This is a genomic window from Corynebacterium neomassiliense (genome assembly GCF_900626215.1).
GTDB classification, from domain to species: Bacteria; Actinomycetota; Actinomycetes; order Mycobacteriales; family Mycobacteriaceae; genus Corynebacterium; species Corynebacterium neomassiliense.
Genome location: NZ_LR131106.1, coordinates 2,497,102 through 2,522,629 on the forward strand (window position 1 = coordinate 2,497,102; position 25,528 = coordinate 2,522,629).

General features: G+C 68.2%; 26 protein-coding genes. 14 read left to right on the forward strand and 12 right to left on the reverse strand.

Annotated elements, in window-relative coordinates; all coding sequences use genetic code 11:
• Window positions 1–4: 4 nt before the first annotated feature.
• The 4 genes from E0E18_RS10900 to E0E18_RS10915 all read left to right on the forward strand — a co-directional run bounded on the left by E0E18_RS10900 (window position 5) and on the right by E0E18_RS10915 (window position 3,824).
• Complete coding sequence (locus tag E0E18_RS10900) at window positions 5–1,249, forward strand: endonuclease/exonuclease/phosphatase family protein (RefSeq protein WP_237559753.1); 1,245 nt, start codon at window positions 5–7, stop codon at window positions 1,247–1,249.
• A gap of 41 nt (window positions 1,250–1,290) precedes the next feature.
• Window positions 1,291–2,511: an FUSC family protein gene (locus tag E0E18_RS10905; protein ID WP_110482137.1), complete on the forward strand. Its 1,221-nt coding sequence runs from the start codon at window positions 1,291–1,293 to the stop codon at window positions 2,509–2,511.
• A 257-nt stretch (window positions 2,512–2,768) separates the two neighbouring features.
• Complete coding sequence (locus tag E0E18_RS10910; RefSeq protein WP_130840802.1) at window positions 2,769–3,560, forward strand: YbjN domain-containing protein; 792 nt, start codon at window positions 2,769–2,771, stop codon at window positions 3,558–3,560.
• A 12-nt stretch (window positions 3,561–3,572) separates the two neighbouring features.
• Window positions 3,573–3,824 (forward strand): hypothetical protein, encoded by a 252-nt coding sequence (locus E0E18_RS10915; protein ID WP_130840804.1) that lies wholly within the window; start codon window positions 3,573–3,575, stop codon window positions 3,822–3,824.
• A gap of 93 nt (window positions 3,825–3,917) precedes the next feature.
• Here E0E18_RS10915 and E0E18_RS10920 read toward each other — a convergent pair whose 3' ends face one another.
• Genes E0E18_RS10920 through E0E18_RS10930 form a run of 3 tightly spaced genes read right to left on the reverse strand, consistent with a single transcriptional unit; the run spans window position 3,918 to window position 6,632 of the window.
• Entirely contained in the window at window positions 3,918–4,988 is a 1,071-nt protein-coding gene (locus tag E0E18_RS10920; protein WP_130840807.1) for an ABC transporter substrate-binding protein, read from the reverse strand.
• Between the two features lie 49 nt (window positions 4,989–5,037).
• Window positions 5,038–5,799: an ABC transporter permease gene (locus tag E0E18_RS10925; RefSeq protein ID WP_110482131.1), complete on the reverse strand. Its 762-nt coding sequence runs from the start codon at window positions 5,797–5,799 to the stop codon at window positions 5,038–5,040.
• Window positions 5,796–6,632, reverse strand: coding sequence for an ABC transporter ATP-binding protein (locus tag E0E18_RS10930; RefSeq protein ID WP_130840809.1), 837 nt, complete (start codon window positions 6,630–6,632; stop codon window positions 5,796–5,798). The genes E0E18_RS10925 and E0E18_RS10930 overlap by 4 nt, the downstream gene beginning before the upstream one ends.
• A 143-nt stretch (window positions 6,633–6,775) precedes the next feature.
• On the opposite strand from E0E18_RS10930, the gene E0E18_RS14340 reads away from it, so the two are divergent.
• Entirely contained in the window at window positions 6,776–6,907 is a 132-nt protein-coding gene (locus E0E18_RS14340; RefSeq protein ID WP_261796913.1) for a hypothetical protein, read from the forward strand.
• Window positions 6,908–6,929: 22 nt separating this feature from the next.
• Here E0E18_RS14340 and E0E18_RS10935 read toward each other — a convergent pair whose 3' ends face one another.
• On the reverse strand, window positions 6,930–7,826 hold the full coding sequence (locus tag E0E18_RS10935; protein WP_130840811.1) for a hypothetical protein: 897 nt from the start codon (window positions 7,824–7,826) through the stop codon (window positions 6,930–6,932).
• Between the two features lie 74 nt (window positions 7,827–7,900).
• Between E0E18_RS10935 and E0E18_RS10940 the strand changes: the two genes are divergently transcribed.
• Together E0E18_RS10940 and E0E18_RS10945 are read left to right on the forward strand one after the other, a co-directional pair.
• On the forward strand, window positions 7,901–9,187 hold the full coding sequence (locus tag E0E18_RS10940; protein WP_130840814.1) for an adenylosuccinate synthase: 1,287 nt from the start codon (window positions 7,901–7,903) through the stop codon (window positions 9,185–9,187).
• The gene (locus tag E0E18_RS10945; protein ID WP_130840816.1) at window positions 9,174–9,695 is read left to right on the forward strand and encodes an MGMT family protein; all 522 of its coding nucleotides are present in this window, start codon (window positions 9,174–9,176) and stop codon (window positions 9,693–9,695) included. Before E0E18_RS10940 ends, E0E18_RS10945 begins: the two co-directional genes overlap by 14 nt.
• Here E0E18_RS10945 and E0E18_RS10950 read toward each other — a convergent pair.
• Complete coding sequence (locus E0E18_RS10950) at window positions 9,667–10,230, reverse strand: manganese efflux pump MntP (protein ID WP_066586702.1); 564 nt, start codon at window positions 10,228–10,230, stop codon at window positions 9,667–9,669. The two genes, E0E18_RS10945 and E0E18_RS10950, sit on opposite strands and share 29 nt — an antisense overlap.
• Window positions 10,231–10,662: 432 nt before the next feature.
• Here E0E18_RS10950 and E0E18_RS10955 point away from each other — a divergent pair, with 432 nt between their 5' ends.
• Window positions 10,663–11,424 (forward strand): metal-dependent transcriptional regulator, encoded by a 762-nt coding sequence (locus E0E18_RS10955; protein WP_202616737.1) that lies wholly within the window; start codon window positions 10,663–10,665, stop codon window positions 11,422–11,424.
• On the opposite strand, the gene E0E18_RS10960 is transcribed toward E0E18_RS10955, so the two are convergent.
• Entirely contained in the window at window positions 11,405–12,442 is a 1,038-nt protein-coding gene (locus E0E18_RS10960; RefSeq protein WP_130840818.1) for a zinc-dependent alcohol dehydrogenase family protein, read from the reverse strand. The genes E0E18_RS10955 and E0E18_RS10960 overlap by 20 nt on opposite strands.
• Before the next feature lie 149 nt (window positions 12,443–12,591).
• On the opposite strand from E0E18_RS10960, the gene E0E18_RS10965 reads away from it, so the two are divergent.
• The 3 genes from E0E18_RS10965 to E0E18_RS10975 all read left to right on the forward strand — a co-directional run bounded on the left by E0E18_RS10965 (window position 12,592) and on the right by E0E18_RS10975 (window position 16,515).
• The gene (locus tag E0E18_RS10965) at window positions 12,592–13,422 is read left to right on the forward strand and encodes a hypothetical protein (protein ID WP_130840820.1); all 831 of its coding nucleotides are present in this window, start codon (window positions 12,592–12,594) and stop codon (window positions 13,420–13,422) included.
• Between the two features lie 119 nt (window positions 13,423–13,541).
• Complete coding sequence (locus E0E18_RS10970) at window positions 13,542–15,374, forward strand: hypothetical protein (protein WP_227871060.1); 1,833 nt, start codon at window positions 13,542–13,544, stop codon at window positions 15,372–15,374.
• Window positions 15,367–16,515 carry a nucleoside hydrolase gene (locus tag E0E18_RS10975; RefSeq protein ID WP_130840822.1) on the forward strand — a complete coding sequence of 383 codons (1,149 nt, stop codon included), beginning with the start codon at window positions 15,367–15,369 and terminating at the stop codon, window positions 16,513–16,515. The genes E0E18_RS10970 and E0E18_RS10975 overlap by 8 nt, the downstream gene beginning before the upstream one ends.
• On the opposite strand, the gene E0E18_RS10980 is transcribed toward E0E18_RS10975, so the two are convergent.
• From E0E18_RS10980 to E0E18_RS11000, 5 genes are all read right to left on the reverse strand, one after another.
• The gene (locus E0E18_RS10980) at window positions 16,484–16,834 is read right to left on the reverse strand and encodes a hypothetical protein (RefSeq protein ID WP_130840824.1); all 351 of its coding nucleotides are present in this window, start codon (window positions 16,832–16,834) and stop codon (window positions 16,484–16,486) included. The genes E0E18_RS10975 and E0E18_RS10980 overlap by 32 nt on opposite strands.
• A gap of 84 nt (window positions 16,835–16,918) precedes the next feature.
• Entirely contained in the window at window positions 16,919–17,971 is a 1,053-nt protein-coding gene (locus E0E18_RS10985) for a phosphotransferase family protein (RefSeq protein WP_130840826.1), read from the reverse strand.
• The gene (locus tag E0E18_RS10990; RefSeq protein ID WP_110482117.1) at window positions 17,968–19,200 is read right to left on the reverse strand and encodes an acyl-CoA dehydrogenase family protein; all 1,233 of its coding nucleotides are present in this window, start codon (window positions 19,198–19,200) and stop codon (window positions 17,968–17,970) included. Before E0E18_RS10990 ends, E0E18_RS10985 begins: the two co-directional genes overlap by 4 nt.
• Window positions 19,201–19,238: 38 nt before the next feature.
• Window positions 19,239–20,018 carry an SDR family oxidoreductase gene (locus tag E0E18_RS10995; RefSeq protein WP_066586727.1) on the reverse strand — a complete coding sequence of 260 codons (780 nt, stop codon included), beginning with the start codon at window positions 20,016–20,018 and terminating at the stop codon, window positions 19,239–19,241.
• Window positions 20,019–20,044: 26 nt separating this feature from the next.
• A complete protein-coding gene (locus E0E18_RS11000; protein WP_130840828.1) occupies window positions 20,045–20,803 on the reverse strand; it encodes a TetR/AcrR family transcriptional regulator in 759 nt (252 codons plus the stop codon).
• Window positions 20,804–20,853: 50 nt separating this feature from the next.
• Between E0E18_RS11000 and E0E18_RS11005 the strand changes: the two genes are divergently transcribed.
• Window positions 20,854–21,576 carry a histidine phosphatase family protein gene (locus E0E18_RS11005; protein ID WP_161972281.1) on the forward strand — a complete coding sequence of 241 codons (723 nt, stop codon included), beginning with the start codon at window positions 20,854–20,856 and terminating at the stop codon, window positions 21,574–21,576.
• Between the two features lie 111 nt (window positions 21,577–21,687).
• Window positions 21,688–23,313: an AMP-binding protein gene (locus tag E0E18_RS11010; RefSeq protein WP_130840833.1), complete on the forward strand. Its 1,626-nt coding sequence runs from the start codon at window positions 21,688–21,690 to the stop codon at window positions 23,311–23,313.
• Here the strand turns inward: E0E18_RS11010 and E0E18_RS11015 are convergent.
• Window positions 23,303–24,001, reverse strand: coding sequence for a FadR/GntR family transcriptional regulator (locus E0E18_RS11015; RefSeq protein ID WP_130840835.1), 699 nt, complete (start codon window positions 23,999–24,001; stop codon window positions 23,303–23,305). The genes E0E18_RS11010 and E0E18_RS11015 overlap by 11 nt on opposite strands.
• Before the next feature lie 252 nt (window positions 24,002–24,253).
• Here E0E18_RS11015 and E0E18_RS11020 point away from each other — a divergent pair, with 252 nt between their 5' ends.
• Complete coding sequence (locus E0E18_RS11020; RefSeq protein WP_202616738.1) at window positions 24,254–25,510, forward strand: alpha/beta hydrolase-fold protein; 1,257 nt, start codon at window positions 24,254–24,256, stop codon at window positions 25,508–25,510.
• Window positions 25,511–25,528 lie beyond the last annotated feature (18 nt).

Consider the following 25,528-nt stretch of genomic DNA (forward strand, 5'->3'; position numbering starts at 1 on the left):
ATTCTTGGACGGTCACGCTGCCTCTGCCGGGCCCGGCCCCGGCGTCGCGCCCGGGGCAGGGGAGGCACCGGCATCGCGCCGGAAGCAGGGCAGGACGCCGAGCCGGTCGGTGTGCCGGTCGGCTGGTGCGGCGGTGCGGACCATTGCGGCGGTCACTGCCGTATGCGGGTTGCTGTGGGCGTCCTCCCCGTGGTGGGGCGTCTTCACCGACCGTCTTCCCTCGTCAGTGGCGTGGCTGCTGCCCTCCGCGCAGGCTACCTGGCCGGCGGGTCTGCTGCTGACACTGGCCGCGGCAGCCGGGGCCGCGGCAGCAGGGGCGGTCCGGGGTGGACCGACGACATCCCGGTCAGTCTTCCCCGCCGGACACCGCCCGGTGCTGACGGGCCCGGCGTTTCCGGTCCTGCCTGCGTGCGCCGTGGTCGTGGTCGTGGCCGTGGCCGTGTGCGTGGCCGTGGTCGTACCCGGGATGGCAGGCAGGGCAGCATCAGCGCAGCCGGGCCCGAAGGCGCCGGGTGACCTGAGAATTCTCGCAGTCAACACATGGTACGGTGCGGCGTCGGACACGGTCCTCGCCCGCACGGCGGCAGACATGGACGCCGACGTGGTGGTCCTCCCGGAGAGCTCCGGGGCCGAGGCGGAGGCTGTGGCACGGGCGACCGGGCTGCACCTGGTACAGCAGGTCTCCACCAGATCCCGGGGCGGAGGAACAGCGCTGCTCGTCCGCTCCACGCAGCTCGTCGACGGGTCGGTGACGGACCTGCACCTCACCAGACACCAGAATCCTGTGGCCCGGTTGACGACCGGTGGGCAGGGGGACAGTGGCCCGGCAGACGCCGGTACGGTGACCCGGGCGACCGGGCCGGTGGTGACGGTCACCGGGGTGCACACCAACGCCCCGGCGCACAGCGACCTCGTCGACGGCTGGGTCCGGGAAATGGGTGACCTGCGCGACTTCGCCGCCGTTACTCCGGGTCCGTTGGTGATGGCGGGAGACTTCAACGCGACAACCGCACACCCGGAGTTCCGACGGCTGACAAAGGCACCCGGCGGGGACGTTCCCGGGCTCGTCGACTGCGGCGGCGGCATGTTCGCGGCCCCGACCTGGCCTCGCGCGGGGGTGCCGGTGGCGCCGGTACCGTTGCTGCGGCTCGACCATGTCCTTGTCCGCGGACTGTCGTGTGCCGCCTCCGGCGTGGTCGGGGTGGAGGGCAGTGACCATGCAGGGGTGTGGGCCGACCTCAGGCCGTGACCGGTCGGGCCTGCAGGACCGACGACTGACACAATGGGAGCATGTCTGAGGAGAGGGTGTGGCAGCGTCCCCGCCGGCGTGCGGGTGCGGGGGTCCGCGCCGCCGCGGCGTCCCTGAGCCGTCTCGCGCCGCGGCAGGGGCTCTCCCGTGCCCGGTCGACGGTGATCTTCGCCCTCCAGGCGGCACTGTCGGCCGGACTGGCCTACTGGGTCGCCACCGACATCATCGGCCACGACAACGCCTTCTTCGCGCCCATCGCCGGTGTGATCAGTCTCGGGCTGTCGGGTGGGAAGAGAATCCGCAGGGGTTTCGAGATCGTGCTGGGAGCGTCGGTGGGAATCGGCATCGGTGACCTCGTGATCTCCTGGATCGGTGACGGTCCGTGGCAGATCGGGGTGGTGGTTTTCGCCGCGATCCTGCTGGCCGTGGTCGTCGACCGGGGGCCACTGGTTCCTACCCAGGCTGCGAGTTCGGCGGTGCTGGTCGCCACTCTCATCCCGCCGGGTGACCAGGGTGCGTTCGACAGGGTGGTCGACGCCCTGGTCGGAGGTCTCATCGGCCTTCTGGTTCTCGCTGTGGTGCCGAAGAACCCGCTGCGTGCGGTGCGCCGGGAGATGTCCGGTCTCATCGCCAAGGCCTCTCTCGTCCTCGATGATGTGGCGGACGGAATCGAGGACACCGACCCCGGTGTCATCAACCGTGCGCTGACGACCGCGCGGGGCACCCAGACCAGTGTGAACGCCATGCTCCAGGCCATGTCCGGGGGTGAAGAGGTGGTCAGCATCTCCCCGATCTACTGGTCGGCCCGGAGATACGCGAAGTCCATCGACCGCGTGCTGGTTCCCGTGGACAACATCATGAGGAACACCCGGGTCCTGGCGCGGCGCGCCGAGATCATGGTCAATGACGGCGTCTCCCCGAATCCCGGACTGACCCGGCTGATCCGTGACCTGTCCGACGCCCTCGGGCACCTGGCCACACTTCACGCCGAAGGGGGTTCGCGGTTCACCGACGAGGAACTTCTGGAGCTGCCGGAGATCACCCGGCGTCTCCAGGTTCTCGGCGGACGGGCGGACGTGGCACTGGCCAGAGGGTCGGGACTGTCGGGGCGGGTGGTGCTGGCACAGTGCCGTTCGATCATTGTCGACGCCCTGCAGGTGTGCGGCATGTCGAGGGAGTCCGCGATGGCTGCGCTGCGTCCGACGGTGGAGCACCCGTGGCAGCCTCCGGAACTGTGGGAGGACGGGGGCGCCCCCGACTGAGAGCAGGTACCCGGAGTGTTTCCGCGTACCTGAGAAAGCCGGTCTGGTGTACAGGGATCCGTCGTGTGCCGTTGACGTGGTCGTTACTGCGGGGGTGACGTCACTGTCTTGTCTGTAGTTCACCAGGGGTGAAGCTTATACACTGCATGCGCACAAAAAATAATGAGGAGAATCTATGTTCGGCTTCGGCAGAAGGAAGTCCACGGACGCCCGGGGGCCGGTCCCGGCCGGATGCGTCGGCGGTACCCGACGCGCCTGTGGCGCAGCCGGCTCCGACGGAATCCGCGGAACAGGTGGTTCCGGGTCCTGTTGTTGAGGCCCCGTTGGCGGCAAATGCGCTGCAGCTGGTGGCGGCGGGGGCGGGTCTGACTGCGTTGTGCACCGGGACGACGGTATGGCTGCATTCCGGCGCTCTGGGTCTGGGTGAGCTTGATCTGGTGGACATTGACCTGCGTGTGGAGGTCGGTGCTTCCTCACAGGAACCGTTGGTGCATGACGCCGTGATGGACTGGTACGGAGTGCTCGACGGAATGGACCCGTTGGATGTTCAGCGGCTCGTCAACGGGTGGAATGACCGGTTTGTCGGGCCGCGGGTGTACTCCTGGCGCGACGGGCAGGGACACCTCCGGATCCGGGGGGAGATCGTGATGACGTGGTGGCGGGGGCACACCGTGGCACAGGTCGATGATTTTCTCCGGGTGGTGGTCTCTGCCGCGTTGAATCTGTCGGAGTGGCTGGAAGAGCAGTGGCCGTCCGTTGACCGCCTGACCCCGGAGACGGTGCCTCCGGAAAACGGGGTGGCATTGACAGGTGACGACCGGGGACTTGAGGAGACGGAACGACTTGCCGCGCAGTTCGTCACTCCCGGGAACCCTTTCGGACTGCTGAAGGCCGAGACTGCGCCGGTGACTGCCGACCGTATCGCCGATCTTTTCGCCGCCAGGTCGGGTCAGCGGTCGCAGGTCAGTGATGACGGGGTACTGCGGATCAGGTGGGGCGAGCCGGCAGTGGACATCGCCGTGCACGACGCGGTGCTGACCATTTCTTAGGGGGCTGAAGTCATGGTCGCAGATCCGGAGCAGATACCGGACAGCCTGCTGGAAGTCACCTGGAAATGGTCGACGAACCGTGCGGGGGCTGTCGCGGTGGTGCACCGCGAACAGAACGGTCCGACATTCCTGGTCTATGCGCTGCACCAGTTCGTCGGGATGGGAATGAGCGACGGTCAACTGGCGATGACGGCGTCCCGGACCTGCGAACTGGTCGCGGACTGCATGATCGAGTTGGCGGGGGAGATCACCGGCGGGAGGTGAGACGGCCCCGGGGGTGCGCACCTTCGGACACCCGGTCAGATATGCCCGGAGTCCGGAAGTCCGGTGGGTGGGAACCGGCCCGGTTCCCGTGACTCACCTCGGCAGGTAGTCGTTGGTGGTCACGGACGCACCGTCGATCCCGGCGTCCTGCCCCGCTGCAGCATCGAGCAGGCCGTTCTTCCGCATCCAGTCGGCGTAGGCCGACCACGCGGCAGGATCCTGGACCCCGAAATCCGCCGACGCCGCGCCCGCAGCCGCACCGCTGCCGGATCCCCCCCTGCGGAGGATGTCGACGGTGGCGTCCACCATCTTCTTCAGCAGGGCAGGATCGTAGGCGCCCTCGGTCTGCGGGGTCAGGGCGTCCACCGCCGTCGCACTGTCACCGAGCGCGGTGGTCTGCCCGTCGGCGGTGCCGGCGAGGAAGCCACGGACGCGTTGAGCGTAGTCGGCGTCCTGCGTGAGACGGGTGGGGTTGGCGATCAGGACCAGTTCGGCGGAATCCGGCAGCCCCAGATCACCGGCGCTGAGTACGGTGATCTCGGTCTGTTCGGCCAGCTCGACACCCTCGATGTTCGGGTAGGCGCCGAAGATGGCGTCCACCTGGTCACTCAGCAACGCCTGATTGAGGTTCTGCTGCACATTCGGCATCTCGATACTGTCCGGGTCGATGCCGGCCTTCTCCGCGATGAACCGCATCGACGGTTCCTGCGACGGCACACCGGAACCGGCGACCTTCCTGCCCGCCAGGTCCTTCGCCGTGGTGATACCGGAGGACTTCTTCGTGATCAGCGAGTTCAACGGAGTCGGGATCAGGGCACCGACGCTCACCACGTCGAGGCCCTGTGCCGCAGCGAGAATGGTGTCCGTCTCATAGCTCACGGCCAGATCTGCGTGTCCGAGGGAGACCTCCTTGGCGGCGTCGGCGGTGTTCCCCGGCACAATGAACTCCGGGTCCACGCCGTGGTCGGCGTAGGCGCCGGTGTGGTCGGCCGTGTACATCGCCAGATGATCGGGGTTGGGGTTCCAGTCGAGCAGGACACTGACCTGGTCGGTGCCGGCACCGTCGCCGGAGGAGGCGCTGTCACCGTCCGTGGAACAGGCGGACAGTGCGGTGCAGGCCGCCACAAGGACGGCGGAGGCGGAGGTGGTGAATCGGGTTGTCACGGAAGTTTTCCTTTCAGTGGTGCATGCCTGTGGTGCATCCGGTGCAGTTTCACCGGCGCGCGGTGCCGGACCACGGGCAGCAGAGTCGTTCAAGGGTGGTGACCGCCAGCAGGAGAGCCGCAGACATTGCGGTGAGGACGATGACGAGGGCGAAGACGAAATCTGTCTGCAGCCGTGGAATCGCCTGCAGCAGCAGGTAGCCGAGTCCGTCGGTGGAACCGGTGTACTCGGCGAAAACCGCGGCGACAGGGGCGTAGGTCACTGCGATACGCAGTCCTGCGAAGCCGGCGGGAAGTGCGGCGGGGAAGCGCAGGCGCCAGAACAGGGAATGTCGGGTCGCATGGAGACTGCGCATCGTGTCCACCAGGGTCGGGTCCACCCCGCGTATCCCGCTGAGCAGGTTCATCGCCACCGGGAAGAAACACAGCAGGGCCACGACCAGTACCTTCGGTGCCGTCCCGTACCCCAGCGCGATGGTGAGGATCGGGCCGACCACCACCACGGGGATGGACTGGGACGCCACGAGTAGCGGTGCGAAGGCGTTGCCGAGCAGCGGTATGTAACCTGCGGCAACCGCGACGCCGAGCGCCACCGCCACGCCGAGGGCGGTGCCCGCCAGTGTCTCGGTGAGGGTCAGCCAGGTCGCCGGTGCAAGGCGTCCTCCCCAGTTGTCCCGGAGCGCCGAGACGACCGAGGCAGGGGAGGGCAGCACATAGTCTTCGGTACGTCCTCCGGTGGTGGCCCACAACCAGACCAGCAGCACCAGGACCACGGTGACCAGCGGGGGGAGTACCTTACGGATGACGCTCATGCGGCATCACCCCGTGAGTCCCTGCCCAGTTCCCGGAGGATCTCCGCCCGGACCGAGGCGAACTCGGGATCGGCGAGCACCTCCTCCCTCGGCCGGCCGTGGCGCCGGGCGAACCAGCCCGGCCAGTCCCGGGCCAGGGTGCCACCGGCGACAAGTACGACACGGTGCGACAGCAGCAGTGCCTCGTCCACGTCGTGGGTGACCATGACCATCGTGGTGGCTGCGGTGGAGGGGCCGACGCCACTTCCGGTGGCGGCTCCGGCGACGGGCGCGCCGTCGTCGAGCAGTGCGGCGAGCCAGTCCTGGATCCCGGCACGTGTGATCGCGTCAAGGGCACCGAGAGGTTCATCGGCCAGGAGTACCGGTTTCTCGGCCAGCAGTGCACGGGCCAGTGCGACCCGTTGCCGCATACCTCCGCTGAGCCGGGTGGGACGTGCGGTGGCGCAGTCCGCCAGTCCGCAGCGTCCGAGAGTCGCCTCGGCACGCTCGCGGGCCGCGCGGCGTCCCACCCCCCTGTTGCGCAGAGGGACGGCGACATTGTCCCGGACACTGAACCAGGGCAGCAGACTGTCCCCCTGGGGCATCAGTGCGCAGTGACGGAGGCGGGCGTGGTCCGCGGCGTCCCCGAGGACCCGTACCTGACCGCGGGAAGGTGTCAGGAGGCCTCCGATGAGGTGGAGCAGGGTTGACTTTCCGCAGCCGGAACGGCCGATGACGGCCAGGTGTTCCCCGGCGGGGACGTCCAGGCGTATGTCACGCAGGACGGGTGATGACTTCGGGTAGGCGACGTCGACGTGGTCGACGGCCACCGCCGGTGTCGGCGGCAGGGGCATGACAGACATTCCTCCGCTCATGTGAATGAGGTCAGGTTCGGCGGGTGTGATCTCAGCCCCGGAGCTGGTCCGGGACACCCCGTGTCGGTTGGTGTCGGTTGTTCTCGGTGTTCAGTTTTTGTTTCTTCGGCCATCATAGACAGATGGACACCGTCACCGTGAAGGTCTGGAACGAACTCACCCCCGCAGAGGCCTACGTGAAGTTCAGGTTCGTGACGGTGGGTGGGGAGTTCGAGGAGGCCGGTATCCCCCACATCACGATGGTGCGCCACTGAGACCCCGCCGTCCGTCCGGGTTTCAGCGACGGACGAACTGCCCGTCGCGCAGGTGCCGGTAGAAGGTCACCGAGGACACTGTCCGCGGGTGGACCACACCGTCCCGGACCACGGTGAGTCCCACACCGCCGGCCTGCAGTGCACGACCGGTGAGCACGACGTCCGCGTCAACCTGGCCGGGAGCCGCCGGTCTGCTGAAAATCCTGGACAGTCTCCTGCCCGGGGTCATGTCCGCGGCCACCCGGTCCCACCTGGAGGGTGTGGTCAACCGTGTCGCCGCGATGCCGGGTGCCCCGGTCGTCGGGACGAAGCGGACGCCGAACGGTCCGGTCCTCCCGTTCCACGGGACTTCGGCGTCGTTGAGGAACAGGGTCTCGGAATCCACGATGACCTCGCCGACGAGGGTCTGCCCGCTGTGGAAGATCTCCGCGCAGCCGAGGGTCACCGTCCCCGAATCGTCACGGACAAGAGCGGTGGGCCGGGCCTGGCCTGTCAGTGCGACATCGAATGCCGCGGGCAAGGGCAGCTGTCCGGCGTCCAGCCCCCAGTTGTGGGCGGTCAGTGACTCAGGGTCGACCGGGACGTAGCCGACCGAGATCCACAGGGCGTCGATCCTCATCAGGCGGGTGACCACCGCGGCGAGAGCGGCGTCGGAGCCGACGACGATGACCCTCACCGGTTCATCCGGCTGCTGTGGTGCGGTGACGGGGTCGGCCTGGTGGGGAACGTCGGGCTGCGCCGCAATTTCGTCGAGGGAAGGGGTGGGGTCGACGGGCAGATGGGAGGACGCCAGTTCATCGAGGACACGCAGTTCCCTGCGGCCCGGTACCGCGGACATGACAGTGGTCACGACCTCGTGGGGAACGGTGCCCGCCAGTTCGGGCGGCAGTCCACCACAGGCGAGAATCACGGATGTCATGGCAAGTACCCTACCGGGGGGCTAAACTGTCCAGTCGGTCAATATAACGCACGCCGAGGAGCGACGGAACAACAATGACAGCAATCATCGTGGTGGGAGCCCAGTGGGGGGACGAGGGCAAGGGGAAGGCCACCGACATCCTCGGAGGAAAAGTCGACTACGTCGTGAAGCCGAACGGCGGTAACAACGCGGGGCACACCGTCGTCGTCGGAGGGGAGAAGTACGAGCTGAAGCTGCTGCCCGCCGGCGTCCTCAGTGAGAACGCCACCCCGGTCATCGGCAACGGCTGCGTGGTCAACCTGGAGGCACTCTTCCAGGAGATCGACGGACTGGAGGCGCGCGGGGCCAACGCCTCCCGGCTGAAGGTCAGCGCCAACGCCCAGCTGGTCGCCCCCTACCACCAGGTTCTCGACAAGGTCACCGAGCGTTTCCTGGGCAAGAGAGCGATCGGCACCACCGGCCGCGGTATCGGTCCGACCTACGCGGACAAGGTCTCCCGCATCGGTATCCGGGCCCAGGACCTTCTGGACGAGTCGATTCTGCGCCAGAAGGTTGCCGGTGCCCTGAACCAGAAGAACCAGATGCTGGTGAAGCTCTACAACCGTAAGGCCATCGACCCGGACGAGATCGTCGACTACTTCATGGGCTTCGCCGACCGGCTCGCCCCGATGCTCATCGACGCCGAGCTGGTGCTCAACAAGGCCCTCGACGAAGGGAAGTCCGTGCTCATGGAGGGTGGTCAGGCGACGATGCTCGACGTCGACCACGGCACCTACCCCTTCGTCACCTCGTCGAATCCGACGGCCGGTGGAGCATGTGTCGGGTCGGGCGTCGGGCCCACGAAGATCACCACCTCCATGGGGATCATCAAGGCGTACACCACCAGGGTCGGGGCAGGGCCTTTCCCCACGGAGCTCTTCGACAAGTGGGGTGAGTACCTGCAGACCACCGGTGGAGAGGTCGGAGTGAACACCGGCCGTAAGCGCAGGTGCGGCTGGTATGACTCGGTCGTGGCGAGATACGCCTCCCGCGTCAACGGTTTCACCGACCTTTTCCTGACCAAGCTGGACGTTCTCACCGGTATCGGGGAAATTCCGATCTGTGTCGCCTACGACGTCGACGGTGTCCGCCACGACGAGATGCCGATGAGCCAGTCGGACTTCCACCATGCGGTGCCCGTCTACGAGACCATGCCGGCCTGGGACGAGGACATCACCGGGTGCCGTACCTTCGAGGATCTCCCGCCGAAGGCACAGGACTACATCAACCGTCTGGAGGAACTGTCCGGAACCAGGATCTCCTACATCGGTGTCGGTCCGGGGCGTGACGAGACCATCGTCCGCCACGATGTCCTGGCCTGATCCACAGGGGCCTGACCCAGAGGGGCCCGACCGCCCGGATCCCGTCACCCTCTGTGACACTGTCCGTCGTCGGGGCCATGTTGCCGGAGCACCTTCCGGCCTCACCGACCGGGTTCGGCAGGTGCTGGCAGTCATCGGGGACGGTGAGGTCACCGGCTACGGGGAGGTGGCCCGGGCACTGGGAATTCCGCGCGGGGCCAGGGCCGTCGCCCGGGTCCTGGCGTCCGGTGGTTTCGGCTGGGATCTCGCCGCACCAGTTGTCCCGGTCGGACGGGTACGGCGGGGGTGCTTCGTCGTCCCGGAGATCGGCCAGGGCCAGCTCTCAGATGAACTCTCAGGTGGCCTCTCAGGTGAACTCTCACGGTCGGCGGCACTGGCGCGCCGGGAAGTGCCCTTCACCGTGGAGGGTTCAGGGGAGGATACCGTGCTGCTGGTCCCGACGGACCGGTGCCTCGACGCGGCAGACCTGGTGGAACGTCTCACCCGCCGAGGAAGTGCTCCAGGATGATGCGGACGCCGATGGCCACGAGTACCAGGCCGCCGATGATCTCGGCGGGTGTGCGGAACCGGACCCCGACCTTGTGACCGACCAGTACCGCCAGGAGGGACAGTGTCAGTGTGGTCGCGGCGATGATGAGGACCGAGTTGATGACGGAGACGTCGAGGACAGCGAAGGACACGCCCACGGCGGCCGCGTCGATGCTGGTCGCGAGGCCGAGCAGCAGAAGGCGTCCGAGGTCGAGGCGACCGTCACGGGGGCTGTCGTCACCCGGGTGCAGTGCGTCCCAGGTCATCTTCGCACCCACGGCGCTGAGCAGCCCGAAGGCGATCCAGTGGTCGACCGGGGCGAGAAACTGTGAGAACCGGGAGGCGGCGAACCAGCCCAGCAACGGCATCACCGTCTGGAAGACCGCGAACACCAGTGCGGTGACCAGCGCGTGGAAATAGTTCAGGGTCCGCATTCTCACACCTGTCGTGAGGGATGCGGCGACGGCGTCGGCGGAAACTCCCACACCGATGACGAATACCGACCACAATGACATCGAATTCACCCTGACTCTGCATCTCTTCCGGAGTTGTCCTCCGGTGTCACTTCCGCTTTTCGTTCCGTTGACCAGCGTCGACCACGTGCCCGTGGTGTGTCTACGCATAACTTGGCATGTCACGGCCACAAGTCAGTTGTTGATGGTCAGGGACAATGCCGTCCGGTACCGGGAATACCGGTCTGTTTTCCGTTGAAAGATTTAACTTCACAGTCTGCGACGACGGTTTCCGTTATCTCTGTTTCCAAAGTTCCCGGTCGCAAACACTGAAATTAGTGTGGACACACAGGGGCACGGGGCGGGAAAGTGGTTCTCGGCGTCTGGGCCGGCGCACGGGCAGGTGGACTGGTCGGGCGGACAGGTGTGCGGACGTGGACAGGTGAAGATGTGGACAGGTGAAGACGTGGACGACCGGAAGGTGGGACGATTACCGTGACAGCGGATGTCACACGGGTCACAGAGGACTACCTGAGGTTGATCTGGCAGTCCCGCGACTGGCCCGACGGACAGCGCAGGCCGACGACCGGCAGTCTCGCCGCAGCGCTCGGGGTGACACCTTCCACGGTCTCGGCGAACCTGAAGAAACTGGCCGGCAGGCAGTTGATCGACTACGAGCCCTACGGTGCGATCGCCCTGACCGGGGAGGGGGAGAAGATTGCGCTGCACGTGGTGAGGCGACGCCGCATCATAGAGACGTTCCTGGTCCGGCAGCTCGGTGTGGAGTGGGACGAGGTCCTCGACGAGGCCGACCGGCTGGAACATGTCGTCTCGGAGCGGCTCATCGGTCGGTTGGACGAGATTCTGGGACACCCTGCGGTGGACCCGCACGGTGATCCGATTCCCCGGCCGGGACAGGCGGGTGAACCTTCCGCGGTGGTGCTGTCCTCCTGCGTGTCAGGGGACAGCGTGCAGGTTGTCCGGGTCTCGGACATGAACACTGACATTCTCCGCTTCCTGTCCGGACGCGGCATCGGCCTCGGCACCACCCTGGTTGTGGAGGTGGAGATGTCGGCGACGGGCCTGATGAGGGTCAGGCACGGCGAGAGGGTCGCCGAGCTGAGCGCGCCGATAGCTGCCGCTGTGCTTGTCGTCCCGGCCTCCGGGGCGGGGGTGCAACAGTCCCCGCCCGACCGGGACGGCCCCGACCGGGACAACCCTGCCGCAGAGGACGGCGTCACGACCACGGGTCGATGAGCAGCTTCCCCGGTCCGGTGGTTCCGGCGTCCAGCGCCTCCGTCAGGCGCGACAGGCCCACCCGGGCCGCGACCGCGGTACGCAGCAGGCCACGGCGCTGCAGAGCGAACACCGGTCCGAAGAGCGGGGCCAGCTGTGACCGGGGCAGGGAGTGGACAGTGTCACGCAGGCGGAACATCTCGACCCTGGTACCCCGCCGTCCGTCGAAACAGGCCGGGGGGAGTGGTCTTCCCGACAGCAGTCCGTAGAGGACGAGGACGCCACCGGGTGCCAGAATGTCCGTGAGGTCGGATCCCAGAGATCCGCCGACGCAGTCCAGGACGATGTCCGCACCGTCCGGTCCGACGGCCGAGCGCAGACGGGTCCTCCACCCGGGTACGGCGGTGCCCACGATCCTGCTCCACCGGGACGGATCGGCGACCGGCGGGGAATGACCGGCAGCCCGGCGGACCAGGCCCACGGGGCGGACCGGGGCCAGGCCGGGGTGGGTGAGCGGCAGTTCGGTGAGCAGTTCGGCCAGGTGCCCGGCAATGGCGGAACCTGCGGCGGTGACGACGACGGTCGGTGGCGTCCCCGGTGCCCGGCCGGCGGCGGGCCGGGTGCAGAACCGGTCGACCATGAGTGAGGCGGTGAGGGGGTTGATGTAGGAGAAACAGGCGGTGGCGTCGTCGAGGTCGTCGGGCACCGGGACGCACCAGTCGCGTCCGACGTTCCTGAGCTGCTGCCAGCACCCGGGGCCGCCCAGAGGAAGGACGCGGCGTCCTTCCAGGGAGCTGCCGCTGTGGGCGGCCCCGCGGTCGTCCTCGACGACACCGACACCTTCGAAACCGGGGACGAAGGGGAATACCGTCCGCGACGGGTACGCCCCGGACACCGTCACCGCATCCGAGGGGTTGACCGTCGTCGCCGTCATGCGGATGCGCACCTCACCAGGGCGGGGTGGCCCGGGTCCGTCGACGGTGAGGACGGACACGGAGCCGGCGAGGGGGCCCGGCGTCCGGGCGACGGCTGCTTTCATGGTGCGGCAGTGTACCGGACCCCCGCGCCTACCCCCGGCATTGGTTCCTGCCTGCGAACCCGGGGACGGTGAGAGCAGTCACACCTTAGTATGAGCGGATACCCCCCGAACCGGTCATCCACCCCTCCGACACCCCAGGAGCATTCCCCGTGAGCTTCGGCTTCCTATTCTTCGTCCCCTCTCCGGATACAGGTACTCCGGACGGGTACCTGCCGGACAATGCCCTGCTCTCCCTGGCGAACGAGCACATGAACACCCTGGAGGCCGCCGACACGGTAACCACCGTGGACCTCGGGCAGAAGGAACCGCCCACCTGGGATGAAGCTGCAGCGAACGCCCCGGCACAGATCATCGACCTCGCAGGGTGGGTCAACCACCACGCCGACCTGGGGGCTCACGACCCGAACCTGCCCCCCGCGTTCCGGTTCCTGTCCGTCTCGGAGTACCCGGTCACCCCGGAATGCGGCGTCCTGCACATAGCGGTCCCGTTCTCCACCGCGGAGGTGACCGGACGCCACTTCCAGTTCAAGGCGGCCGAACTCGGTGTCTGCATGGTCGATGACATGGAACAGGTGTGGGTCAACCCCACCGGAGGAGATTCCGGCCTGCGGATGCGTGACTCACTGGACACGGTCACCACCCATGTCGACCGGGCGAGCATCCTCGCCGTCCTGGGGGAGGACGTCGACCGTCGTCGTCGGGCAGACCAGGGCATCCCTTTCGTGGTCCTGGAGGTCAACGGGGATGATTCGACAGCTCCTGTACCCGGGGTCCGGTACGTGCAGGCCGCACTGACGGGTGCGGGCTGGGTGGTCGAGTACCGTACCGCCAACAGGCACTACCGGCTCGACGACGGGGAGATTGACGCGGGCAATGCGCTGGACAGTATCACCACGGTCCTCGCCGAGTACGCGTCCGGTGACTCCGCGTCTTTCCTGGCGCACCGGTGGAGTGACGCCTCAGCGGAACTGATGATGTGACGGACGCCGGCCACGGGCAGGGGCCACAGGCTGGGGCCACAGGCAGGGGACACAGACTGGGGGGAACGGGTGGACTCAGCCGGCAGGTCCCGTTCCGTGTCGTTTGTTAGCGTGTCCACATGGACCCCTTGGACAACGCCTTTCTCCTCGTAGCGCCATCCGCAGTGGGCGACGGTGCGGCGTGGTGTCCGCCGGAGTACCTGCGCGGGGCACCCGGGGTTCCTGACGGGGACGAGGCCCGGCACCTCCGGGAACTGGCGGAGGACATTCTCGACCTGCCCGGCGTCCTGGGACTGTTCGACCACGCAGTCCCCGCGGACACCGGAATTCTCGCGGGAGAGGAGTTCCCGCCCGAGAGCAGGGCAGAACTTGTCGCCATGGCTGTCGACCACCGGTTCTGCCTGACCACCTTCGACCTGGTCGCCGGTGCGGTGGGGGAGATCCTCGTCAATGCGACCGGCCCGGCGACCGACTGCCTCATGTGGGACTCACACGACCGCATCACCACGCACGTGGACCGTCGGACAGTCGGTGACCTGCTGAAAAGGGACATCTCCAGGTGCGAGGAAGAGGGCGGGTCCCCGTCGGTCACGGTGGAGCCGGTCGACGGGAGCCTGTCGCCGGTGCCCGGCGTCCACCTCGTCCACGCCGTCCACCTGCGCGACCGTCTCTGGGTGGTCAGCCACGCCACCGGGGGGCCCGACCCCGAGCTCGAGGTCACAGTCGACGGAGTCGAGGAGGTGGTACGGGTGGTGGGGAACTTCATCGACGGGGACGCCGCGGAGTTCCTGGGCCGGGACTGGAACCGCCCGGGCATCGTCCCCGACGACGACGGTGATTCCACCGACGCCGACGAAAGCCCGGTGACCGTCCACTTCTTCCTCGCCGCGGACTTCGACGACGACCCCGGCCAGTTCCGCACCTCCCGCGACTTCGAACTCGCGGCAGAGGACTTCAACTCCTATGCCCGGGATCCTGCCGCCGACCGGGACGCAGTTCCCGAGGTGCTGGACAATTTCGCCGACTGGATGAACCGTCGCGCCGTCCGTGCGGCCGACGACCCCGACAATCCTCCGGCGGACATGTACATGGACCTGGACCCCTTTCCCGTCCGCCCCCGTGGACGGATGCTGTCGGTGACCGTCCCCCTGGTGGCCCACGTCCACGACGACACTTTCGTCGATCTCCTGGTCAAGGCGTCCTCCCTGGGCCTGTGCATGCTGGAGGAGAACGGCACGGTGTGGGTCAACGCCTCCGGTCCTGTCACAGACTGCCGGGTCAGCGTGCGCGGTGGCGGTGTCGTCCTCTCGGCGACACCGGAGTCCCTGCGGTCGACCCTGGAGGCTGCCGTCTTCGCCGGCGTCGAAGGGTTCGTCCTCTCCGTGGAACCGTCCGGCCGGGCTGTCGGCCCGCCGGTCCCAGGGGTGTCGGAGGTGCAGGTCGGTATCGGGGAGAACAGCTGGATCATCCACCGGCTCTCCGAGAACAGGCGTTTCTCCCTGACCACCCCGGGTACCACCGTCGACGACGTCATCGGGCTGCTCGTGGAGTACCTGACCGGGGACACCGGGGCACTTCTCGGCCGGGACTGGGAGGACATCTCCGAGGGCACCGTCCCGGACGGGTCGTCGCGGTGGCAGCTCTCGGACTCGACCGGGAACATTCTCGAGGTCGGCGAGCAGGAGGTGCACGTCGCGGTGCCGATGAACTACGACGAGGACCTCAACTGGTTCCAGGTCTCCGACCGGATCGTCCAGGGCGACTACATCACCGTCAGCCGCCACCTGGGCACCAAGTGGAGCGTGATGTGGGGACACGGTTTCGGCGAGGAACATTACTTCCGTAGGATCGTGGACACCCGGGAGGACGCCGAAACGCTGATCCACGCCTGGATAGATGAACCCGAGAGCGACTTCCTCGACCGCGGATGGGAGCTGGTCGACAATGACTGATTCTGTGACTGACCCACGGACTGACCCACGGACTGACCCACGGACTGCCGGAGCCGCGGCGCCGGAGCTCCCGTACACCCTCGTCGCCGACGTGGACACGGGGATCGACGACGCTCTCGCACTCCTCTGGCTGGCGTCCCTGCATCGGCGGAAGGAGATCGACCTCCACGTCACCACGGTCGCCGGCAACACCACCGCCGCCACCGCCGCCCGTAACTCGCGGGAGGTGCTGCAGGTCGCGGGTGTCCCGGAGGTTCCGGTGACTGTCGGGGCGGGGCGTCCCCGGGTTCTCCCGTTGACGACGACACCGGAGACCCACGGCCCCGGCGGACTCGGATACCGCGTTCCCGCCTCCCCTGCCACAGGTACCGGGGAGGCGGAGGGCACCGGGGACCCCGGGGACCCCGGGGACGCAGTGGCCGCGTGGGAGGCGGCGTCCCCGGACCGGATCCTCGTCGCCGGTCCCGCGACGAATCTCGCGTGGGCGGTCGAACACCGACCGGAGGTACTGCGGGGCACCCGGGTCACGCTGATGTGCGGGGCATTCCTGTACCCGGGCAACACCACTCCGACCGCGGAGTGGAACGCCTGGTCTGACCCGCATGCGCTGGCGTACTGCCTGGACAACTGGCCCGCGTCCGCACCGTTGCCGCAGATCTGTCCGCTCAACGTCACCGAAACTGTCCTGCTCACCCCGCAGCGCCTGGAGGAGTGGACTGCGGCGGCTCCGGCGGAGGTGGGCGTCCTCCTGGATGAACTGCTGCGCTTCTACATGGAGTTCCACCGGTCGGTCGGGGTCGGCTACGTCGCCCAGATACATGATCTCGCGGCAGCGACCGTCCTGTGTTCGGCGGTGCCGGCGGAGTTCCGGGACGCCACGGTACGGGTCGCCCTCGGTGACGATCTGGTGCGCGGGACCACGGTCGCGGACTGGACGGGCGCGACGGCCCAGGGTGACGGGCGTTGTGCCGGCACGGGCCCCGACCCCTGCATACAGGGCGGTCTTCAGGGTGCGAGGAATACAGAGCCGGCAACGGGGCCGTACTGGGGACGTCCCGCCAACGCCAGGATCCTCACGGGTCTCGACCCGGAGACGGTCTTCGCCAGGTTCAGGGAAGCGTTGACCGCTCCGGCAGGATGATCTCGGTGGCGCCGGCGCCGTCCGCGCTGGAGCCGTCGTCGCTGCCGGACAGTGCCATGAGGAACATCACCGCGATGACGACCGCCACCACGACAACTCCGATGACAACCCCCACGATGATCGTCGACAGGCCTCCGTCACCGTCGTCGGGCTCCTGATCCCGCGAATCCCGGTGCCCGTCCGGCCGGCTGTCCAGCTTCCCGTCCAGCTTCCCGCCCGGAGTCCTGTCCTGTGTCCTGTCCTGTGTGCTGTCCTGTTCCCGGGGTCGGGCAAGGTCGTGCACCCCGTGGTACGGCGGGTTCGGTCTCGGATCTGTCACAAGGTCCTCCGGCTCTCGACGGAAAGTCTTCGTACGATGGCGGACATCCAGTGTAACCGCGCCTGCGACCGCCACCGCAGCAGACTACAGGCCCACCGCGTCGGCGATCCCGGTCGCCTTCGACACCAGCAGGTCGACCAGTTCTGTGGTGGGGGCGCCGGAGGTGGGTGCGTTCTCCGGCCTGTCACCGACCCGACGGACCACCCCCTCCACGATCACGGCGACCTTCCACAGTCCGAGGACGTGCCAGAAATCCAGTGCGGTCCGCGATCGTCCGGTGGCCGAGAGATAGCGGTCAGCAAGTTCAGCATGGCCGGGGAAACCGTCGGAGAGCGCGGCGTCGAATCCGGGCAGGTTCGGCCCGGTGGGTGTGGGCCAGTACGCCAGCAGTGAACCGATGTCCGCCAACGGGTCACCCAGGGTGGCCAGCTCCCAGTCGACCACGGCGTTCACCGTCCCGGTGCCGGGGTCGACGATGATGTTCCCCAGGTGGAGGTCACCGTGGACGAGGACGGTCTCGGACTGGTCCGGGACAGCGTCCCGGAGTCGGGCGGTCAGTGCGTCCAGCGGGGGAAGTTCCCTGGTCTTCGTCTTCTCCCACTGCCGTGACCACCGCCGCAGCTGTCGTGGTGCGTAGGGTTCGTGGGAGGCCAGAGTGGACAGGCCGGTGCGGTCCAGGTCGACGGCGTGGACGGCGACCATGGCGTCCACCAGTCCCTCGGCGGCGGCGGCACGTGCCCGGGGTGACAGTGCGGCCGCGGCGTCCCTCGAGTTCAGCGAGGTGCCGGGGACGACGGACATGGCGATGACGGGAACACCGCCGGCGGTGGTGGTGGCCCCGTAGATCTCCGGCACCGGCACGCCGCTGCCCGCCAGGGAGGCCATGATCCGTCCTTCGCGGAGGACGTCGTGGGCGGAGGCGGTGAGCCGGCCCAGGGGAGGACGCCGCACCACCACCCGGTGTCCGTCCCCGTCGGCGGCGAGGAAGGTGATGTTGGACTGTCCGGCCCCGATGCGGGTGAGGGTGACCGGGCCGTGCCGGTCACTGATCACCGGGCCGTGCAGGTCAGGTGGTGAGGACAGGGACGCCAGCCAGGTGGTCAGTTCGGCGGTGTCGAAGGCGGTGGTCGTGTTCATCGCGCTACCCCGTCATCGTCGGTCCGGTGACGCCGTAGTTCGGTCCGGGCGATGGTCATCAGGTGCACTTCGTCAGGGCCGTCGGCGAGTCTCAGGGTCCGCAGTCCGGCGTACATCTGCGCCAGGGGTGTGTCGTCGGTGACGCCTTCCCCGCCGAACACCTGGATGGCCCGGTCGACGATCCGCAGGGCCGTCCGAGGTGCCAGGACCTTGATCGCGGCGATCTCCTGTCTGGCGGCCTTGTTGCCGACGGTGTCCATCATCCATGCCGCTTTCATGGTCAGCAGTCGGGCGGATTCTATGCTGATCCTCGCTTCGGCGATCCAGTCGCGGATGTTGTCCCGGTCCGACAGTCGGCGTCCGAAGGTGGTCCGCGACATCGCCCGTCGGCACATGAGGTCGAGGGCACGTTCGGCGATGCCGATGGACCGCATGCAGTGGTGGATGCGTCCGGGGCCGAGACGGTCCTGGGAGATGCGGAAGCCCGCGCCTTCGCCGCCGAGGATGTCGGAGTCCGGTACGAAGACGTCCTCGAACCGGATCTCGGCGTGGCCTTCACGGTCGTGGTAGCCGAAGACCGGGAGGTTGCGGACCACGGTCACCCCCGGTGCGTCGGCGGGGACGACGAGCATGGACTGCTGGAGGTGCCGGTCGGCGTCCGGGCTGGTCTTGCCCATCACGATGAGGACGCCCAGGTTCGGGTGCATCGCATTGGAGCTGAACCATTTCCGCCCGGTGAGACGGTAGCCGCCGTCGACCCTGCGGAAGTCCATGGCGATGTTCGTGGCGTCGGAGGAGGCTACCCCGGGCTCTGTCATGCAGAACGCGGAGCGTATCTCGCCGCGCAGGAGGGGGGTCAGGTACCGGCGGCGGTGTTCGTCGGTGCCGTAGAGTTCGAGGATCTCCATGTTCCCGGTGTCCGGGGCGTTGCAGTTGCACGCTTCGGGGGCCAGGCCGATGCTGCGTCCCATGATCTCTGCCAGGGGCGCGTACTCGGTGTTGGTCAGTGCGGGGACCCCGTCTCCTGCGTGGGGGTGGAACAGGTTCCACAGGCCACGGTTCTTCGCCTCCTCTTTGAGTTCGCCGAGGACGGCGGGGAAGTGGTGGGGGTCTCCGGAGGCCCGGATCTGTTCCTCGGCGACCGGTTCTGCGGGGTAGACGCATTCGTCCATGAATGCGGTGAGGCGGTTCTGGTAGTCGGTGCTGCGGTCGGTGTTCGCGAAATCCATGCTGTTCTCCCGGGGTGCCGGTTGTCGGGGTGGGCGCTCTAGTGTCCGACGGTGCCGACGAGCTGCCCGCCGTCGACGACGAGGTTTGCGCCGGTGATCCAGGAGGTGGAGGGGGCGGCGAGGAAGGCCACGGCGTCGGCGATGTCGGAGGGTTCGCCGATCCGTGCCAGGGGTGTGACAGCTGTGACGGTGTCCTCGTGGTCTCTCCACAGCGCCTCGGACAGTCGGGTGCGGACCACTCCCGGGCACACGGAGTTCACCCGGACCCGGGGGCCGAGTTCCCGGGCCATCTGCCGGGTGAGGTGCACCAGGGCGGCTTTCGAGGCGTTGTAGACGCCGATGCCGTCCTCCATGGTCAGTGCGCCGATGGAGGCGATGTTGACCACGGCGCCGGTGCCGACGGTGCCGAGCCCTGCGGCCAGGGCTGCGGCGGTCCACACGGCGGGTGCGGTGGTGTTGATCTCGAAGACCTTGGCGACCAGGGCCGGGTCCTGGTCGGTGACGGGGCCGTAGGCGGGGTTGGTTCCGGCGTTGTTGACGAGGATGTCTAGGCGTCCTGTGGTGTCGACGGCGGTGTCGCACACTGCGCGGGCGGCGGCCGGGTCTGCGGCGTGGGCGGCGGTTCCGGTGACGCTGCCGGCACTGTCGGGGAGGGAGTCGGTGATTGTCCGGGCGGCGTCGTCGGCGCGGGCGGCGTCCCGTGCGGTGAGGATGACGTCCGCCCCGGAGGCGGCGAGGAGGGCTGCGGTGGCGTAACCGATGCCGCGGGATCCGCCGGTGACGACGGCGGTGCGGCCGGTGAAGTCGTAGGTGGTCATGGCACCACACTACTGTGAACTGTGATTCATTTCACCGAATCGGGAGAAAGGCCCAGAGTTCCCAGCCAGATACGGTCGGCGGTGGAGCACATACGCTCGAAAACCTCGTCGGTGTCGGGGAATCTGCCGTCCACCCAGGCGACGTAGGCCAGGCGCGAGACCGCCGCCGACAGTGCCGTCGCCGTCATCTCGGGATCGTCCAGGGCGATCTCCCCGGCGTCCACGAGACGCTGCAGCGCCCGGGAGTTGCGGTCGATGAAACCGTCCGCCCGCAGCAGCCGCTGGCGTCCGAAGCTCTCGTCGGCCTGCGCGACCTGTTCCATCAACGCCATGATCGCCCGGTTGCGCCGGTAGGAGGCCAGGTATGCGCGGTTGGTCGCACTGATCTGCGCCGCAGGGGACACGGGCCTGCCGTCCTCCGGGGCTGCCGGCCGCCCGGCGGCCCTCATCTCCTCCTCGACCTCGGAGAGCACCGCGGCGAGCAGGGCGTCCCGGTCGGTGAAGTAGGTGTAGAGCGTCCCCACCGAACACCCCGCCTCCCGGGCCACACCGGTGAGCTTGGCGTCATGGTAGCCGTCGCGGAGAAACACGGTACGCGCGGCGGAGAGAATGTCGGCGCGCCGACGCTCGGCCCGCTGGGCGCGTCCGGCCTGTGATGCCCGGGTCGGCGACGGGACGCGGGAAGAGCTGTCTCCACCGTCCGCGCTGCCTCCGCCGCGTGCGGCGGAGCCGGATGCGGAACCTGTGGAATGTCCGTCAGTCGGGGAGTTACCTGAGTCACTCATGGGCAAATCGTATACGCTGGCCGCCGTACAGGGGTGCCGAAAGGAGTCAAATGTCCGTCATCTACCTGGTCAGGCACGGGCAGGCAGGGCAGAACGCGCTCGACAACGCCACCGGAGGTGGCTTCGAGGCCGCTTATGACAGGCTCAGCGAACTCGGACGAATCCAGGCCGAGGCGACCGGCCGGGCACTGGCGGAGAGGACGCCGCAGGGCACCCCGGTGATCCACGGCCCTCTCGTGAGACAACGGGACACGGCGGCCGTGATCGCGGAAGCCCTCGGCTCCCCGCCGCCCTGCGTCCATGACGCCTGGCGGGAGATCAGGTTCGGCGACATCCTCACCCCGTGGTTCCGCGAGCGCCCGGACATTGTCGCCGACCTGGGGAAGGCACGCGCCGGACTGCTGCCGCGACCGCAGGTCGACAGGGTCAACCGCGAACTCACCGATGCCGTCGGACGCTGGGCGGACGGTCCGGAGTTCCCCGCGTTCCGCCGCCGCGTCCGCGCCGGGCTGCAGGACGCCGCCCGCACTGCGGCGGACACCGGTGCGCTGGTGGTGGTCAGTTCAGGTGGACCGATCGCCGCCTGCGTCGCCGAGATGCTCCCCGGAGTCCGGTGGACGACCCTGCTGATGACCGTGCTCAACGGGTCGGTGACCACGATCGGGGTGACGCCGGAGGCAGGACCCGGGATGAGGCTGCGCTCGCTCAACGAGCACGCCCACCTCGACCGACAGGACGGGAAAGGCGGGCACCCTCTGCGTACCTTCGGCTGACCCCCGGAATCTGAACCGAAATTCGGACGCGGGGGTGCGGGACAGGCTAGTGTCATTTCACAACGGAAAGTCCCGTCAGTTCTCTCCCGCCAGTCACCCAAGGAGCCCGCCGTGCCCGTCACCAGCCCGCACCGCCCCGTCGAGATTCCCGGGGTCGGTGTATACGACCTCCTGTTCGCCGACCTGACCCCGCAGGACGCCGCGCGTACCGCCGTCACCGACTCCGCCACCGGCACCTCCGTCACCTTCGGGGAGCTGAGAGACCGTGTCGACGCCTTCGCCGGCGCCCTGGCGCACCGGGGCGTCGGAGTCGGGGAGGTCGTGGCCCTCCACGCACCCAACTCCCTCGCCTTCGTCGTCGCCTTCCACGGCATCATGCGGGCGGGGGCGACCGTCACCACTGTCGGCGCCCTGGCCACGGCAGGGGATGTCGCCCGGCAGGTCACCGTCTCCGGGGCGTCCCTCATGCTCACCGTCGGACTGCTCGGCCCGGCCGGGGCCCAGGGGGCGGAACAGGCCGGTCTCGACACTGACCGGGTGATCGACCTGGCGGACGGGGAGCGGGGACTGGCGTCCCTGCTGTCGGAGGGCCACCCCGCACCCCAGGTCGACTTCGACCCCGCCACCCACGTCGCGGTCCTGCCTTTCTCCTCGGGCACGACCGGGGTTCCTAAAGGAGTCCGGCTCAGTCACCGCAACCTGGTGGCGAATATCGTGCAGATCAGTCCGCTGCTCATGGACAACGGGCAGACCCGGGACTCGGTGATCATGGCCGTCCTGCCGTTCTTCCACATCTACGGGATGAACGTCCTGCTCAACTCCTCGCTGTACAACAGGACCCACCTGGTCACGATGCCTTCGTTCGACCTGCCGACCTTCCTTGACCTGCACCAGAGGCACAACATCGACTTCACCTTTGTCGCACCCCCGATCGCCGTGGTCCTCGCAAAGCATCCGCTGGTCGATGACTACGACATCTCCTCGCTCACCACCGTGCTCTCCGGGGCTGCCGCCCTCGACGAGAACCTTGCCGCAGCGGTGGAGAAGCGGCTGGGGGTGAAAGTCCTCCAGGGGTTCGGCATGACCGAGGCGTCACCGGTGACCCACGTGTCCTCCCGGGGTGTCACACCCCTGGCCTCCATCGGTCTGCCCGTGGCGAACACCGAGTGCAAGGTGGTGGACCTCACCGACCCGGACTTCTCCGAGATCCTCCCGCCGGCGCAGGAGTCCGGGCTGTCCGGACTGTCCAGGCCGGGGGAGATGTGGGTCCGCGGTCCCCAGGTGATGCTCGGCTACCTCGACAACGAGGAGGCCACCGAGGTCACACTGCTGCGCGACGGCTGGCTGCGCACCGGAGACATCGTGCGCTACGACCACCAGGGCAATGTGTACGTGGTCGACAGGGCGAAGGAACTCATCAAGTACAAGGGCTACCAGGTCGCCCCGGCGGAGCTTGAGGCACTGCTGATGACCCACGACTCTGTCGCGGACGCCGCCGTCGTCGGCTTCTTCCGGCCGGAGGACGGTGAGGAGATCCCCCGGGCGTTCGTCGTCCCCCAGGTCGACGCGTCCGGCACCCCGGTCACCGTTGACGGGGACGCGCTGATGGAGTGGGTCGCGGCACGGGTGGCACCGTACAAGAAGATCCGGATGGTCGAGGTCATCGACGTGATCCCGAAGTCCGGCACCGGCAAGATCCTCCGCAAGGACCTGCGCGACCTCCCGGTCACCCCGTAGGCCCGACGGCACCGGGGTCGGGGGTGATGTCGTGTGAGACGTGGGCGGCCATGGCGGCAGCGGCGGCGTCCGGGTCCCGGTCCCTGATCGCCCGGAGGATCACCGAATGGTCCTCCCTGCGCAGCTGCGGAAGGTCCGGTGCCTGCAGGTCTCCGCTCTGCCGGTGGCGTCTCACCGCGGCGATGGTGCACGTGTACATGTTCAGCAGGAGAAGATTTCCGGACGCCTCGACCACGGTGTGGTGGAAACTGCCCGGGGCCCGGGCGTGACTGAACGGCAGCGTGCTTTCCGCACCGGCGTTGCGGCTGTCGTCGAGCAGGGCGGTGAGGGTCTGCAGCTGTTCCTCTGACCGGTTCACGGCGGCCTGCCGCGCACTCTCGATCTCGAGGGACCTGCGGTAGCCGAGAATGTCCGCGACGGGGAAGTCCGCGATGTAGTCGGCGATGACCGAGTTGACCGGTGTCCTGGAACGAACGAACGTGCCGACGCCGCGGATCGGCTCCAGCATTCCGAGGCTGGTCAGGGACCGTACCGCCTCCCGCAAGGTGGACTTGCCCACTCCGATGGCGACCATGAGCTCATGCTCCCGGGGGATCCGTGAGTTCAGTGTCCATTCTCCGGAGGTGATGCGGGCACGCAGGTAGCGCAGGGCTGCGGCGGTCTTGCCGGAGTCGGTGGGATGAGTCACCGGGGTTCTCCCGTCAGTCTGTGGGGTCGGAGCTCCAGATGGCCACCAAGTCTAGGTCGTCAGGTCCGTATCCTCGGCCACCCGGCCACCCGGTCGCCGGTGATCCGCTGGTGGTTCCGGTATGAACAGGGGCCGGGACGTGGCGCTACCGTGGTGACGGAGACAGGCCGGAGAGACTGACCGGTGGAAGATGACTGACTGTGGACGTCCGTGGAGATCGAACCGTGGAGACCGAACTGTGGAGATCGAACTGTGGTGACAGCAGGTGGGAAGGACATGATGCTTGACGGGCTGACTGTGCTGCCGAGACCCGGTAGCAGGCTCCGGACACCGGTGCCGCGGACCACCCTCCCTGAGGGTTTCCGTGACCCGGCGTCGGGCCACGGGTGGGACGGGGCGCCGGTGTGGACGGAGTTCAGCCGGAGTGACGGTCGTGTCGGGGTCGTGGTGCGTCACCGCGCACCGGAGGCGACGGCGGTGTCGGTCGCCGTCAGCGGATGGTTCCGCCCGGATCCCCCCGCCGCCTGCGACCTGGAGCCGGTCGGCCACGGCTGGTGGGCGGCCGCCTTCACCGTCCCGGGGGACTGGCAGGCCTCGTACTCCTTCCTCGAGCACCGGGGACCCGTCGGGCGGACGGGGTTTCCGGCCGGCCCCGTGCCGGACCGTGAGTCAGGGCAGGGGGCTGCCCCGTGGCACGGGGGGGACCTCCACCGCCTGCCACGCCTGGTGCCCGGTGACCCCGGTCTGTGTCGCGCGACCGTCAGTGAGGTGGCACGGGTCTGCCCCCGGCGTCCGTGGCTGGACGCCTACGGGACGCCGTGCCCGGAGATGACGGTCACGTTGCCGGCCCGGTCACCGGAGGAACCGGTCGTCCGGCTGTGGCGCTCCCCGTCCGCGCGACCGGAAACTCCTGTCCCCCTGGTCGTGGTTTTCGACGGTGAGGGGCATGTCGACCGTCTCGGCACACCGCTGGTCCTCAGGGACGCGGAGCAGGCGGGGGTGGTTCCCCCGGTGGCGGTGGCCTTCGTCTCCGCCGGTCCTGCCAGGTCGGAGGACCTGGGGGTTCCCGGCGGTCAGGCGGAGTGGGTGGCAGGCGTTCTGGTTCCACGTCTCCACGCCGAGGGCGTCCTGGGCGCGGTGGACAGGACCGGCACGGTGGTCACCGGGGCCTCCTTCGGAGGACTGTCGGCACTGTTCGCACTCGCCCGGTCCGGGGGGAGGATCGGCGCCGCCGTGGCGCAGTCGGTCTCCTACTGGCGCTACCGGACACCTGACCTCGACAATGCCCTGGCCGCCGCACTCCGTGGCGGGGACGCCGTCGTCCGCCTCCAGTCGGGACGTTACGAGGGAGATTCGGCGCAGAGGGCGCAGGAACTGGCGGCGCTGCTGCGCCGGCAGGGCGGTGACGCCACCGCCCGCACGGTGTCCGGCGGTCACGACTGGGCCTGGTGGATACCGGAGATGGTGGAGGAACTCGGCGGACTGCTGTCCCGCTCCGGCAGGCCCTGACAGGGTCCTGACAGGGCC